We start from the raw sequence: 14,190 nt of genomic DNA on the forward strand, positions 1-14,190 counted from the left end.
CCACCTGATAGGTGGCGTTGACATGGTATTTAAGTGGTATTAGTTTTTCGGCATTACCGGGCGACAACAACCTCATAACCGCATCGGAAAACCTACAGATGAATCACCTCCTGACCCTGCGTCCCGACGACACTCAGCCGACCCCGCTGTACCTGCAACTGGCTCGCAACCTGGAAGCGGCGATTCACTCCGGCCAATGGAAAGCCGAACAGGCGCTGCCTTCGGAACGCAACCTCAGCGAACTGCTGGGCATCTCCCGGGTGACTGCGCGCAAGGCCCTGGAAGTCCTCTTCGAACGGGGCCTGATCCGGCGCAGCCAGGGCTCGGGCACTTTCATTACCCCGCGCCTTGAGCAACCGCTGTCGCGCCTTTCCGGCTTCAGCGAAATGCTGCGCCTCAAAGGTTTCGTCCCCGGCTCGCAATGGCTGGAACGCACACTGACCCCGCCGACCCACGAAGAGCTGATCCGCCTCGGGCTGTCGCCCAACGACAAGGTGGCGCGCCTCAAGCGCCTGCGCAAAGCCGACGATGCGGTCATGGCGATCGAGATGAGTACCTTGCCGGCCAGCATCATTGCCCAGCCCGAGGCCGTCGGCGATTCGCTCTACGAGTACCTCGACAGCATCGGCCGTCCCGTGGTCCGGGCCCTGCAGCACATCCAGGCGATCAACGCGTCGGACGAATTCGCCGCCCTGGTGGGCATCGCCCCCGGCACCGCCATGCTGCTGATGACCCGGGTTGGCTACCTGGAAGACAACACACCGATCGAAGTCACCGACACCTATTGCCGCAACGACTACTACGACTTCGTCGCCGAACTGCGACGCTGAATCCGCCCCCTGGAGCCAGAGAAACGCCCATGTCCGAAGACAATATCCTCACGCCCCAAGGCTGGGTCCGCGGCCGCCTGATCCACCAGGACGGCAAGGTCGTCGCCATCGAAGGCAGCCCCTGCGACCCGGCGGACAACGACCTGCCCTACCTGCTGCCGGGCTTCATCGACCTGCACGTCCACGGCGGTGGCGGCAAGGACGTCATGCAAGGCCGCACAGCCTTCGAGACCATCACCCGTACCCATGTGCGTTTCGGCACCACCTCGCTGCTGGCCACCACCATGACCGCACCCAGCGCGGAAATCAGTCAGGTTCTGGCTGAGCTTGGAACCTACGCCGAACAGCGCCCCCAGGGCTGCGCCAGGGTCCTCGGCGTGCACCTGGAAGGCCCGTACATCAATCCCGGCAAGCTCGGTGCACAACCCAACTTCGCCCACACCGCGCTCATGGCGGAAGTGGAGAAGTACCTGCAATTGGCGCCCATCCGGGTGATCACCATCGCCCCGGAAATCGCCGGCCACGACGCCCTGATCCGTGCTCTCAGCGCCCGTGGCGTGCGCATGCAGATCGGCCACACCCTGGGCAGCTACGAAGAAGGCGTGGCCGCCCTCGCCGCCGGCGCCACCAGTTTCACTCACCTGTACAACGCCATGAGCCCGCTGCATCACCGCGAGCCGGGCATCGTCGGTGCGGCCCTGGCTCATGCCCAGTACGCCGAACTGATCCCAGACCTGCTGCACGTGCACCCCGGCGCCATGCGCGTGGCCCTGCGCTCGATCCCCTGCCTGTATTGCGTCACCGACTCCACCGCGGCCGCCGGCATGCCCGACGGCGAGTACCAACTGGGCAGCCACACCGTGACCAAGTGCCTGGGCGGCGTGCGCCTGCCGGACGGCACCCTGGCCGGCAGCACCCTGACCATGGACCAGGCCCTGCGCAATCTGGTGAAGATCGGCCTGCCCCTGGCGGACGCTTCCCAACGCCTGTCGCAATTTCCCGCCGACTACCTCGGCATCCCTGAACGCGGCCGTCTGCAACCTGGCAGCTGGGCCGACAGCGTGCGCCTGGACCGCGCACTCACACTGACCGCCGTCATGGTCGAAGGAGAAGACATTGACTTCAAAAATGCTTGAAGAGGCCCTGTCCTCGCACGCTGCCGTAAGCAGTCAACTGCAGCACCTGGATGCGTCGCTGCTCGAAGTCGCCGGCCGCCTGCGTCGCCAGCCGCCACAAGTGGCCATGACTGTGGCCCGGGGCAGTTCCGACCATGCCGCCAGCTACTTCGCCTACCTGACCATGCAACAGGTGGGCATCCCGGTGGCCTCACTGCCGATGTCGGTGGTGACCATGCAACAGGCCCCCCTGCGGGTCAGCGGCCAGGCGGTGTTCGCCTTCTCGCAATCGGGCCAGAGCCCGGACCTGGTGAACAGCGTGCGCCTGCTGCGCAAGCGCGGAGCCCTGAGCGTGGCCATGGTCAACGCACAAAACAGCCCACTGGAAGCCGCCAGCGAATTCTCCCTGCCGCTGTACGCCGGCACCGAGCAGAGCGTGGCCGCGACCAAGAGTTTCATTGCCACCCTCAGCGCCAGCGCCCGGCTGATCGGTCACTGGAACGAGGACAGCCACCTGCTGGAAGCCGGCCTGGCGCTGCCCGAAGGCCTGCAACAGGCCGCGACCCTGGACTGGGACCTGGCGGTCAACGCCCTGCGCGATTGCCAGCGGCTGATGGTCATCGGCCGCGGTGCCGGCTTCGCCATCGCCCAGGAGGCCGCGCTCAAGCTCAAGGAGACCTCGGCGATCCAGGCCGAAGCCTTCAGCAGCGCCGAAGTGCGCCATGGCCCGATGGCCCTGATCGACCACGACTACCCGTTGCTGGTGTTCGCCCCCCGGGGCGCCGAACAGGGCGGCCTGCTGAGCCTGGCCGCCGACATGCGCCAGCGCGGCGCCAAGGTGCTGCTGGCGGCACCGGATGACATCGGCGAACGGGACCTGACCCTGAGCCGCGCGGAACACCCGGCGCTGGACCCGATCCTGGCGATCCAGAGTTTCTATGTGATGGCCGCCGGCCTGGCCGAAGCCCGCAGCATGGACCCCGACCAGCCGCGTCACCTGAGCAAAGTGACCCGCACGCACTAAGCCCTTTTGATCGATGAGTACTGCGCCATGCACAACAACAATAACGACCTGACGCTCAGTGCCCCCCTCAGCGGGCCTGTCCTGCCGCTACACAGCGTCCCCGACCCGGTATTCGCCAGTGGCGCCATGGGTGACGGGATTGCCATCGACCCGCTCAACGACACCCTGCACGCCCCTTGCGCCGGTGAAGTGATCCAAGTGGCTCGCACCGGGCACGCCGTGACCCTGCGGGCGGCCAACGGCGCCGAACTGCTGTTGCACCTGGGGCTGGACACCGTCGAACTGCAAGGTGAAGGGTTTGCCCTGCTGGTGGAGCAAGGCCAGCAGGTCAGCGCCGGCCAGCCCCTGCTGCGGGTTGACCTGGACCATGTGGCGCAGCATTGCCGAAGCCTGATCAGCCTGTTGATCCTGACCAACGGCGAGAGCTTCGACCTGCGCCCCCTGCCCCTGTCCGCGGTCAAGGTGGGCGAGCCGTTGCTGCACATCAGCCGCCGTGCCAACGCTGACCCGCAACCGCTGGCGCAAGAGCCATCCGAGCAGCAGGCCAGCGCCCGGATCAAGGTGGCCCATCGCGGCGGACTGCATGCCCGCCCAGCCGCCCTGGTGCGCCAGACCGCCCTGGGTTTCAACAGCCATTCGCAACTGACCTTCAAGGACAAGAGCGCCCCCTGCACCAGCCTGATCGCCCTGATGAGCCTGGGTATCGGTGAACAGGATGAAGTGCTGGTCAATTGCCAGGGCGCCGATTGCCAGGACGCCTTGCAGGCGATGCTGCTGACCCTCGGTACCGCCATGGCCGCAGATGCCCATGGCGAAACCCCGGCACCGGCACCGGTCGCCCAACGCCCCGTGGAAGATGGCGTGCTGCCGGGCGTCTGCGCCGCACCGGGCCTGGTGTCCGGGCCATTGGTGCGGCTCAACGCCATGGTCCTGGCAGAGGATCATGGCCAGCATCCGCCCGAGCCCCAACGACAGGCATTGAGTGCTGCCCTGGAGCAGGTGCGCGGAGAAATCCGCCACACCCTGGAGCAGGCCCGGCAACGCCGCGACCAGCAGGAACAGGACATTTTCAGCGCCCACCTGGCCCTGCTCGAAGACCCGACCCTGCTGGACGCGGCCGACGCGGCCATCGCCCAGGGACGCGCCGCCACCCACGCCTGGAGCGCGGCGATTGCCGAGCAGTGCCAGGTCCTGCAACAACTGGACAATCCGCTGCTGGCCGAACGCGCCAACGACCTGCGAGACCTGCAGCAACGCGTTCTGCGGGCCTTGCTGGGCGAAGCCTGGCACTACGACCTGCCACCCGGAGCGATCGTCGCCGCTGAGGAGTTGACCCCTTCCGACCTGTTGCAACTCAGCGCCCAGGGCGTGGCCGGGCTGTGCATGGCCGCCGGTGGCGCCACCTCCCATGTGGCGATCCTCGCCCGCGGCAAAGGCCTGCCCTGTCTGGTGGCCATGGGTCCGGAAGTGCTGGGCCTGGACGGCGACCGCCAGGTGGTGCTGGATGCCGACGGCGGGCGCCTGGAACTGGCACCCGACCCGCAGCGCATCGCACAGGTGCAACAGGCTGGTGAAACCCTACGCCAGCGCCGTGCACTGCAACAGCAAAAAGCCCATGAGTCCGCCCTGACCCAGGACGGCCAGCAGATCGAGGTGGTAGCCAACGTGGCTTCCAGCAATGAAGCCCGGGACGCCCACCAGGGTGGCGCTGATGGCGTCGGCCTGCTGCGCACCGAGTTCCTGTTCGTCGATCGCCTGACCGCTCCGGATGAAGCCGAGCAGCTACAGGCCTATCAAGCGGTGCTGGATGCCATGGGCGACAAGCCGGTGATCATCCGCACCATCGATGTCGGCGGCGACAAGCAACTGGACTACCTGCCTCTGCCAGTGGAAGCCAACCCAGTGCTGGGCCTGCGGGGCATCCGCCTGGCCCAGGCCCGCCCGGAACTGCTGGACCAGCAACTGCGGGCGCTGCTCCAGGTCAGCCCGGTGCAGCGCTGCCGGATCATGCTGCCCATGGTCACCGAAGTGGCCGAACTGCTGCATATCCGTCAGCGCCTGGATCGGCTTGCGGTGGAACTGGGACTGAGCCAGCGCCCGGAGCTGGGGGTGATGATCGAAGTACCGGCTGCCGCGCTGATGGCCGAGCAACTGGCGGAACACGCCGACTTCCTGTCCATCGGCACCAACGACCTGTCCCAGTACACCCTGGCCATGGACCGCGACCACGCTGGCCTGGCAGCCCGGGTCGATGCCCTGCACCCCGCCCTGCTGCGGCTGATCGCTCAGACCTGTGCCGGCGCCGAGCGCCACGGACGCTGGGTCGGGGTTTGCGGTGCACTGGCTTCCGATCCGCTGGCCACCCCCGTCCTGATTGGCCTGGGGGTCAGCGAGCTGTCGGTCAGCCCGCCTCAGATCGGCGAGATCAAGGACCGGGTTCGCCAACTGGACGCCGGCCAATGCCGCAACCTCAGCCAACCGCTGCTCAACCTGCCCGGCGCCACCGCAGTCCGTCAGGCCTGCGAACGGCTTTGGCCTCTGCACTCATAACAAGAATTCCAGGAGAGACGCCATGTACCAGTATTTCATCGAGGGCCTGCAACGCCTCGGCCGGGCGCTGATGCTACCCATTGCCATCCTGCCGATTGCCGGCCTGCTGCTGCGCCTGGGTGACACCGATCTGCTGAACATTCCCATCATCCACGATGCCGGACAGTCGATCTTCGGCAACCTGGCGCTGATCTTCGCCATCGGCATCGCCGTGGGCTTTGCCAAGGACAACAACGGCACCGCCGGACTCGCCGGGGCCATTGGCTACCTGGTGATGATCTCGACCCTCAAGGTGCTGGACGCCAGCATCAACATGGGCATGCTCGCCGGGATCATCAGCGGGCTGATGGCCGGCGCGCTGTACAACCGCTTCAAGGACATCAAACTGCCGGAGTACCTGGCGTTTTTCGGCGGTCGGCGCTTCGTGCCCATCGCCACCGGCTTTACCGCCGTGGGCCTGGGGGTGGCGTTCGGTCTGATCTGGCCGCCAATCCAGCACGGCATCAACAGCTTTGGCCAGTTGCTGCTGGAAAGCGGCAGCTTCGGCGCCTTCGTCTTCGGTGTGTTCAATCGCCTGCTGATCATCACCGGCCTGCACCACATCCTCAACAACATGGCCTGGTTCATCTTTGGCAGTTTCACCGACCCGAGCACCGGCGCGGTGGTCACTGGCGACCTGACCCGCTATTTCGCCGGCGACCCCAAAGGCGGCCAGTTCATGACCGGGATGTTCCCGGTGATGCTGTTCGGCCTGCCCGCCGCCTGCCTGGCGATGTACCGCAACACCCGGCCGGAGCGGCGCAAGGTGATGGGCGGGATCTTCCTGTCCATGGCCCTGACCTCCTTTCTGACCGGGGTCACCGAGCCCATCGAATTCGCCTTCATGTTCCTCGCGCCCCTGTTGTACCTGGTGCATGCACTGCTGACGGGCCTGGCCATGGCCCTGACCAATCTGCTGAACATCCACCTGGGCTTCACCTTCTCCGGTGGTGCCATCGACATGGCCCTGGGCTGGGGCCGTTCCACCAATGGCTGGAAGGTGTTTCCGGTGGGGCTGCTGTATGCGGTGGTGTACTACCTGGTGTTCGACTTCTGCATCCGCCGCTTCAACCTGAAGACACCGGGACGCGAAGACAGCCCATCCGGCGAGAAATCCGAACTCAACGCCGATCAGCGTGCCGCGGCCTACATCAAGGCCCTGGGCGGCGCGAGCAACCTGATCACTGTCGGCGCTTGCACCACGCGCCTGCGCCTGGAACTGGCGGATCGCAGCCTGGCTGTGGACGCCGAACTGAAAACCTTGGGCGCCATGGCTGTGGTACGCCCCGGCAAGGGCGGCAGCTTGCAGGTGGTGGTGGGACCGATGGCCGACAGTATCGCCGACCAGATTCGTCTAGCGCTGCCGGTGGCAACCCCGGTCGCGGCGCCAGCGGCACCAGTCGAGGCGTCCCAATCGATCGAAGTATCCAACCAGGAAGCCCAGCAGTGGCTCAACGCCTTGGGTGGTCGGGAAAATCTGTTGCAGATGGATTGCGTGGCCCTGACCCGTTTGCGGGTGCAACTCAGTGACAGCCGCAGTCTGTCGGAGTCGGCGCTCAATGCCCTGGGCTGCCAGGGTACGCGGCGCCTGGAGGGGGATGTCTGGCACGTGCTGATTGGCGAGAAGGCTGGGGGATTGCAGACCGCTCTGCAAACGCTGCTGCACAAGAAGGTGGAGGCGAGCGTCTGAAGCCGCCTTCGCCGGCAAGCCGGCACCTACACCGTTCCTATAGGTGCCGGCTTGCCTGAAAAGGCCCACAAAAAAGCCCGCTGACCGTCTCCGGTGCAGCGGGCTTTTTATCGGTGGATAACCTCAGAACGCTTCCAGACGCCAGACTTCATAGGCCGGCGTCTCGTAGGGATGGCTCTGCTTGAGGGCCGCCACTGCATCAGCAATCAGTTCATCGGCCACCACCAGCTCGACTTTCCATTCCTCCACTCGCTCCACCTGACCGGTCTGCCCGAGAAACGGCTGGCTGCCGTCCAGCGGGCGAAACTGGCCCTGGCCGAGCACCTGCCAGGCGCACTGGTCATAGGCGCCGATACGTCCGCCACCGGCGGCAAATACGGCGCTCTTGACCTGCTCCACATGGCTGGGAGGCACGAAGAAGCTGAGCTTGTACATCAGTCTCAGTTCACCCAGGCGCGAGCGTTGCGGAACATGCGCATCCACGCCGCGTCTTCGTTCCAGTCATCCGGACGCCAGGAGTTCTGCACGGCACGGAACACCCGCTCAGGGTGCGGCATCATGATGGTGACGCGACCGTCGCGGCTGGTGAGGCCGGTGATCCCGCGCGGCGAGCCGTTCGGGTTGGCCGGGTAACGCTCGGTGACCTTGCCGTGGTTGTCGACGAAGCGCAGGGCCACGCAGCCGGACAGATCGGCTTCCAGCAGCGCCTCTTCGCTTTCGAACTCCGCATGACCTTCACCGTGGGCGATGGCAATCGGCATCCGCGAACCGGCCATGCCCTGCAGGAAGATCGAGTTCGACTCCTGGACCTGGACCATGGCTACCCGGGCTTCGAACTGCTCGGAGCGGTTGCGCACGAAGTGCGGCCAGAACTCGCTGCCCGGGATCAGCTCGTGCAGGTTGGACATCATCTGGCAACCGTTGCACACACCCAGGGTGAAGCTGTCGGTACGTTCGAAGAAGCCTTGGAAGGCATCCCGCGCGCGGCTGTTGAACAGCGCCGACTTGGCCCAGCCTTCACCGGCACCCAGTACGTCGCCGTAGGAGAAGCCGCCGCAGGCAACCATGCCCTTGAAGTCGTTGAGGTCGACACGACCGGCGAGGATGTCGCTCATGTGCACGTCGATGGCATTGAAGCCGGCGCGGTCGAAAGCCGCAGCCATTTCCACCTGGCCGTTGACGCCCTGCTCACGCAGCACCGCCACCTGGGGACGCACGCCTTTCTTGATGTACGGCGCGGCGATGTCCTGGTTGACGTCGAAGCCCAGCTTGACACTCAGGCCCGGGTTGTCTTCTTCCAGCAGGACATCGAATTCCTGCTCGGCGCACTCGGCGTTGTCCCGCAGGCGCTGGATCTGGTAGCTGGTTTCTGCCCACTGACGCTGCAGCAGACGACGCTGGCCGGTGAATACGCTTTCGCCGTTGTAGGAGATGCTCACTTCACCGTTGTTGATCGGCTGGCCGATCACGGCCACGCAGTCGCCCAGGCCGGCGGCGCTGAACTGGGCCAGCACGTCAGGAGTGGCGTCCTGACGCACCTGGATCACCGCACCCAGCTCTTCGTTGAACAGGATGGCGGCGATTTCCGCAGCGTTTTCCGCGACAGCGTCGAGGCTCAGGTTCAGGCCGCAGTGACCGGCGAAGGCCATTTCCACGGCAGTGACCAGCAGACCGCCATCGGAACGGTCGTGGTAGGCCAGCAGGTGACCGTCGGCGTTGAGGCCCTGGATCACCGCAAAGAAGGCTTTCAGGTCTTCGGCGTCATCGACGTCCGGCGCTTGCTTGCCGAGCTTGCCGTGGGTCTGGGCCAGGATCGAGGCGCCCATGCGGTTCTGACCGCGACCGAGGTCGATCAGGATCAGGTCGGTGGTGCCCTTGTCCATGCGCAGTTGCGGGGTCAGGGTCTGACGAATGTCCGCCACAGGCGCGAAGCCGGTGACGATCAGCGACAGCGGCGAGGTGACGCTCTTGTCCACGCCTTCTTCGTTCCAGCGGGTGGCCATGGACATCGAGTCCTTGCCCACCGGGATGGTGATGCCCAGCTCTGGGCACAGCTCCATGCCCACGGCCTTGACGGTGTCGTACAGACGCGCGTCTTCGCCCGGGTGGCCGGCAGCCGACATCCAGTTGGCGGAGAGCTTGATGTCGCTGATCTTGTTGATCCGCGACGCCGCGATGTTGGTCAGGGTTTCGCCGATCGCCATGCGGCCGGACGCCGGGGCATCCAGCAGGGCCAGCGGCGTGCGCTCGCCCATGGCCATGGCTTCACCGGTGTAGACGTCGAAACTGGTGGCGGTCACGGCCACGTCGGCCACCGGCACCTGCCACGGGCCGACCATCTGGTCACGGGCCACGAGGCCGGTGATGGTGCGGTCGCCGATGGTGATCAGGAAGCTCTTGCTGGCCACGGCCGGGTGGTGCAGAACGCGCTCGATGCTCTCGGCGATATCCAGGCTGCTTGGATCGAAATCATCACCCAACTCGGTTTCCCGAACCGCCGAACGGTGCATGCGCGGGGCCTTGCCCAGCAGCACTTCCAGCGGCATGTCCACCGGGCTGTTGCCGAAGTGGCTGTCGGTCACGGTCAGCTGTGGCTCGGCAGTGGCTTCGCCGACCACCGCGAATGGGCAACGCTCGCGCTCGCAGATGGCCTTGAAGCGCTCGAAGTCTGCTGCGCCCACCGCCAGGACATAACGCTCCTGGGATTCGTTGGACCAGATTTCGTGCGGGGCCATGCCCGGCTCGTCGTTGGGGATGTTGCGCAGTTCGAAGCGACCGCCACGGCCGCCGTCGTTGACCAGTTCCGGGAAGGCGTTGGACAGGCCGCCGGCACCCACGTCGTGGATGAAGCTGATGGGGTTGTTGTCCCCCAGTTGCCAGCAACGGTCGATGACTTCCTGGCAACGGCGTTCCATTTCCGGGTTTTCACGTTGTACCGAAGCAAAATCCAGGTCCGCCGAGCTGGTGCCGGTGGCCATGGAGGATGCCGCGCCGCCGCCCAGACCGATGAGCATGGCCGGACCGCCGAGGACGATCAGCTTGGAGCCGACGATGATCTCGCCTTTCTGCACGTGTTCGTCACGGATATTGCCCATGCCGCCTGCCAGCATGATCGGCTTGTGGTAACCACGAACTTCATCGCCACGAGGCGTGGTAATGGATTGCTCGAAGGTACGGAAATAACCGGTCAGGGCCGGACGGCCGAATTCGTTGTTGAACGCAGCGCCGCCCAGCGGGCCTTCGATCATGATGTCGAGGGCGGTGACGATGCGCTCTGGCTTGCCATACGGCACTTCCCACGGCTGCTCGAAGCCCGGGATCTGCAGGTTGGACACGGTAAAACCGGTGAGGCCGGCTTTCGGCTTGGCGCCGCGACCGGTAGCGCCTTCGTCACGGATTTCGCCGCCGGAACCGGTGGAGGCGCCAGGGAATGGAGCAATGGCAGTCGGGTGGTTGTGGGTCTCGACCTTCATCAGGATGTGCACCGGCTCCTGCACCGCACCGTATTGGCGGGTATCAGGGTTCGGGTAGAAACGCCCGGCAACGGAACCGACGATGACCGCCGCGTTGTCCTTATAAGCAGAAAGCACACCTTCGCTGTGCATCTGGTAGGTGTTCTTGATCATGCCGAACAGGCTTTTTTCCTGGCTCTGGCCGTCGATGTCCCAACTGGCGTTGAAAATCTTGTGGCGACAGTGCTCGGAGTTGGCCTGGGCGAACATCATCAGTTCGATGTCGTGGGGATTACGCTTGAGGCCCTGGAAGGCGTTCATCAGGTAATCGATTTCGTCTTCGGCCAGGGCCAGGCCCAGTTCGCTGTTGGCTTTTTCCAACGCGGCGCGACCACCGCCGAGAATGTCGATGGCCGTCAGCGGCTTGGGTTCGGCGTGGCTGAACAAGCCGGCAGCCTGCTCCAGGTTACCCACGACGATCTGAGTCATGCGATCGTGCAGCGCTTCGGCGATCAACTGCGCGTCAGCGTCGCTGAACTCACCGGCGACGTAGAAAGCGATACCACGCTCCAGGCGCTGGATCTTCGCCAGGCCACAGTTACGGGCGATGTCGCTGGCCTTGCTCGACCAGGGCGAGATGGTGCCGAAACGCGGCAAGACCAGGAACAGACGGCCGGTCGGCTCTTGTACCGGAACACTTGGGCCGTACTTCAGAAGGCGCGCAAGCACCTGCTGTTCGTCGCCGGTCAGGACGCCGGTGACTTCGGCGAAGTGAGCGAATTCAGCATACAAGCCACTGACAGCCGGAACCTTCTGGCTCAGTTGCTCAAGGAGTTTGCTGTGGCGAAAGGCAGAAAGGGCAGGAGCGCCGCGCAGGATCAACATCTTCGGGACAGCCTCGGGAAGGGGGGTGTGCTTTGAGGCCGTGCATTCTAACGTAAACCGTTGGCATCGGCACTCGAAACGCAAACCGGGGTGCCCCCGGACGTCGGCCCAGACCCGACGGCCTATAACAAAGGCTCATCAAGGTCATTGCCGTAGGTTATTTTAATCGTCACATAGACGCCCGAAGCCCCATTCTTGAGGCCTCCAGCCCAGGCCACCCGGCGCTAGCAGACAAGCCCTTCGCTGTCGAGATATGGCGGCCGTTATCCTTTGCGTATACTGCGCCAATGTTTTCCCCTATGGCTTTACGTCCGCGCTGCGCCAAGTGGCTCATCGTAACCGGACTCTTCCTGATGCTCGGCGCCTGTGTTGAGAAACCCAGCACCCTTGAGCGCGTAAAGGAGGATGGCGTGCTGCGGGTGATCACCCGTAACAGCCCCGCCACCTACTTTCAGGACCGCAACGGCGAAACCGGCTTCGAGTACGAGCTGGTGAAGCGCTTCGCCGATGATCTAGGGGTGGAGCTGAAGATCGAGACCGCCGACAACCTCGACGATCTGTTCAACCAACTGGGTCAACCCAAGGGCCCGGTGCTGGCCGCCGCCGGCCTGGTCGGCAGCGAAAAGCGCAAGCAGCAAGTCCGGTTTTCCCATCCGTATCTGGAAGTCACCCCGCAAGTCATCTATCGCAATGGCCAGTCCCGGCCCACCAGCGCACAGAACCTGGTGGGCAAGCGCATCATGGTGCTCAAGGGCAGCAGTCACGCAGAGCAACTGGCGGAGCTCAAGCTCAAGTACCCCGGGATCGAATACGAAGAGTCCGACGCCGTGGAAGTCGTGGACCTGCTGCGCATGGTGGACGAGGGACAGATCGACCTGACCCTGGTGGACTCCAACGAACTGGCGATGAACCAGGTGTACTTCCCCAAGGTGCGGGTGGCCTTCGACCTCGGGGACGCCCGCAGCCAGAGTTGGGCCGTGGCCGCCGGTGACGACAACAGCCTGCTCAACGAAATCAACAGCTTCCTCGACAAGGTCGAGAAGAACGGCACCCTGCAACGCCTCAAGGACCGCTATTACGGTCACGTGGACGTGCTCGGTTATGTCGGCGCCTACACCTTCGCCCAGCACCTGCAGCAGCGCCTGCCCAAGTACGAGAAGCACTTCAAGGCCTCGGCCAAACAGGAAAAGGTGGACTGGCGACTCCTGGCGGCCGTGGGTTACCAGGAATCCATGTGGCAGGCCGAGGTCACCTCCAAGACTGGCGTGCGCGGACTGATGATGCTGACCCAGAACACTGCCCAGGCCATGGGCGTGTCCAACCGCCTGGACCCCAAGCAGAGCATCAGCGGCGGCGCCAAGTACCTGGCCTACATCAAGGAACAACTGGACGACAAGATCGAGGAGCCGGACCGTACCTGGTTCGCTCTCGCCGCCTACAACGTCGGCACCGGCCACCTGGACGACGCCCGCAAGCTGGCAGAACGGGAAGGCCTGAACCCGAACAAGTGGCTGGATGTGAAGAAGATGCTGCCGCGGCTGTCGCAGAAGCAGTGGTATAGCAAGACCCGCTACGGCTATGCCCGAGGCGGCGAGCCGGTGCATTTCGTGGCCAACATCCGGCGCTACTACGACATCCTGACCTGGGTGACCCAGCCGCAGTTGGAAGGCGATCAGGTCGCCGAGGGCAACCTGCACGTCCCCGGGGTCAACAAGACCAAGCCGACGGAAGACAATCCGCCGCTCTGAAAACCTTCGCTGGCAAGCCGGCTCCTACAGAGGTTGCAGGAATCAGCTTGCCGGCGAAGAGCAATCAGGCCTTGGCTGCAGCCGCCAGGATCAGCGCTTTCATCTCGGCTACCGCTCCCTTGAAACCGACGAACAGGGCATGAGCCACCAGGGCATGGCCGATGTTCAACTCATTGATGCCCTTGATCGCCGCCACCGCTTCAACGTTGTGGTAGTGCAGGCCATGGCCAGCATTGACGATCAGCCCCTGGGCCAAGCCCACGGCAACCCCGTCGACGATACGCTGCAGCTCATCGGCCACTTCACTCGGCGTCTGGGCATCGGCATAGCGACCCGTGTGCAACTCGATGGCCGGTGCGCCGACGCGCTTGGAGGCCTCGATCTGACGCTCGTCAGCGTCGATAAACAGGGACACTTCGGCACCGATTTTCGACAAGCGCTCCACCGCCGCCTTGATCCGCGCTTCCTGCCCGGCCACGTCAAGTCCTCCTTCAGTGGTCAGCTCCTGGCGGGTTTCCGGCACCAGGCAGATATGCGCCGGGCGGATGCGCTCGGCAAAAGCCATCATTTCTTCGGTGACGCCCATCTCGAAATTCATGCGGGTCTGCAGTACGTCCTTGAGCAGCAGCACATCGCGCTCCTGGATATGCCGACGGTCTTCGCGCAGGTGCACGGTGATGCCGTCGGCGCCCGCTTCTTCAGCGTCCAGCGCGGCCTTGACCGGGTCCGGGTAACGAGTGCCGCGGGCCTGACGCAGGGTGGCAACGTGATCGATGTTCACGCCGAGAAGAATGCGATTGCTGGTGGTCACGAAAGCGCTCCTGAGTAAATGAAGATTCGGCGCACAGCATACGGGG

Annotated in this window: 9 protein-coding genes; 6 read left to right on the forward strand and 3 right to left on the reverse strand. The window is 64.6% G+C overall.

What is annotated here, in order from left to right:
* The first annotated feature begins 98 nt into the window (after positions 1-98).
* From Q8O96_RS13095 to nagE, 5 genes are read left to right on the forward strand one after another with little or no spacing between them, the layout of a single operon-like run.
* Complete coding sequence (locus tag Q8O96_RS13095; protein ID WP_102861287.1) at positions 99-830, forward strand: GntR family transcriptional regulator; 732 nt, start codon at positions 99-101, stop codon at positions 828-830.
* A 29-nt stretch (positions 831-859) separates the two neighbouring features.
* On the forward strand, positions 860-1,966 hold the full coding sequence (nagA, locus tag Q8O96_RS13100; RefSeq protein ID WP_102861286.1) for an N-acetylglucosamine-6-phosphate deacetylase: 1,107 nt from the start codon (positions 860-862) through the stop codon (positions 1,964-1,966).
* Positions 1,947-2,969 carry an SIS domain-containing protein gene (locus Q8O96_RS13105; protein WP_305948918.1) on the forward strand — a complete coding sequence of 341 codons (1,023 nt, stop codon included), beginning with the start codon at positions 1,947-1,949 and terminating at the stop codon, positions 2,967-2,969. Before nagA ends, Q8O96_RS13105 begins: the two co-directional genes overlap by 20 nt.
* Before the next feature lie 27 nt (positions 2,970-2,996).
* Positions 2,997-5,519, forward strand: a complete 2,523-nt coding sequence (ptsP, locus tag Q8O96_RS13110) for a phosphoenolpyruvate--protein phosphotransferase (RefSeq protein WP_305948919.1) — start codon at positions 2,997-2,999, stop codon at positions 5,517-5,519.
* A 22-nt stretch (positions 5,520-5,541) separates the two neighbouring features.
* Positions 5,542-7,248, forward strand: a complete 1,707-nt coding sequence (gene nagE / locus Q8O96_RS13115) for an N-acetylglucosamine-specific PTS transporter subunit IIBC (RefSeq protein WP_305948920.1) — start codon at positions 5,542-5,544, stop codon at positions 7,246-7,248.
* 123 nt (positions 7,249-7,371) lie between these two features.
* Here the strand turns inward: nagE and Q8O96_RS13120 are convergent, their stop codons facing one another.
* Together Q8O96_RS13120 and purL are read right to left on the reverse strand one after the other, a co-directional pair.
* Positions 7,372-7,683: a YqfO family protein gene (locus tag Q8O96_RS13120; protein WP_102861282.1), complete on the reverse strand. Its 312-nt coding sequence runs from the start codon at positions 7,681-7,683 to the stop codon at positions 7,372-7,374.
* A gap of 5 nt (positions 7,684-7,688) precedes the next feature.
* The gene (purL, locus tag Q8O96_RS13125) at positions 7,689-11,585 is read right to left on the reverse strand and encodes a phosphoribosylformylglycinamidine synthase (RefSeq protein ID WP_305948921.1); all 3,897 of its coding nucleotides are present in this window, start codon (positions 11,583-11,585) and stop codon (positions 7,689-7,691) included.
* Positions 11,586-11,872: 287 nt separating this feature from the next.
* On the opposite strand from purL, the gene mltF reads away from it, so the two are divergent.
* Positions 11,873-13,333: a membrane-bound lytic murein transglycosylase MltF gene (gene mltF / locus Q8O96_RS13130; RefSeq protein ID WP_102861280.1), complete on the forward strand. Its 1,461-nt coding sequence runs from the start codon at positions 11,873-11,875 to the stop codon at positions 13,331-13,333.
* A gap of 64 nt (positions 13,334-13,397) precedes the next feature.
* On the opposite strand, the gene pdxJ is transcribed toward mltF, so the two are convergent.
* A complete protein-coding gene (pdxJ, locus tag Q8O96_RS13135; protein WP_047301928.1) occupies positions 13,398-14,144 on the reverse strand; it encodes a pyridoxine 5'-phosphate synthase in 747 nt (248 codons plus the stop codon).
* Positions 14,145-14,190: the final 46 nt, after the last annotated feature.

Source organism: Pseudomonas sp. LPH60, from assembly GCF_030718165.1.
Classification (GTDB): domain Bacteria; phylum Pseudomonadota; class Gammaproteobacteria; order Pseudomonadales; family Pseudomonadaceae; genus Aquipseudomonas; species Aquipseudomonas danubii.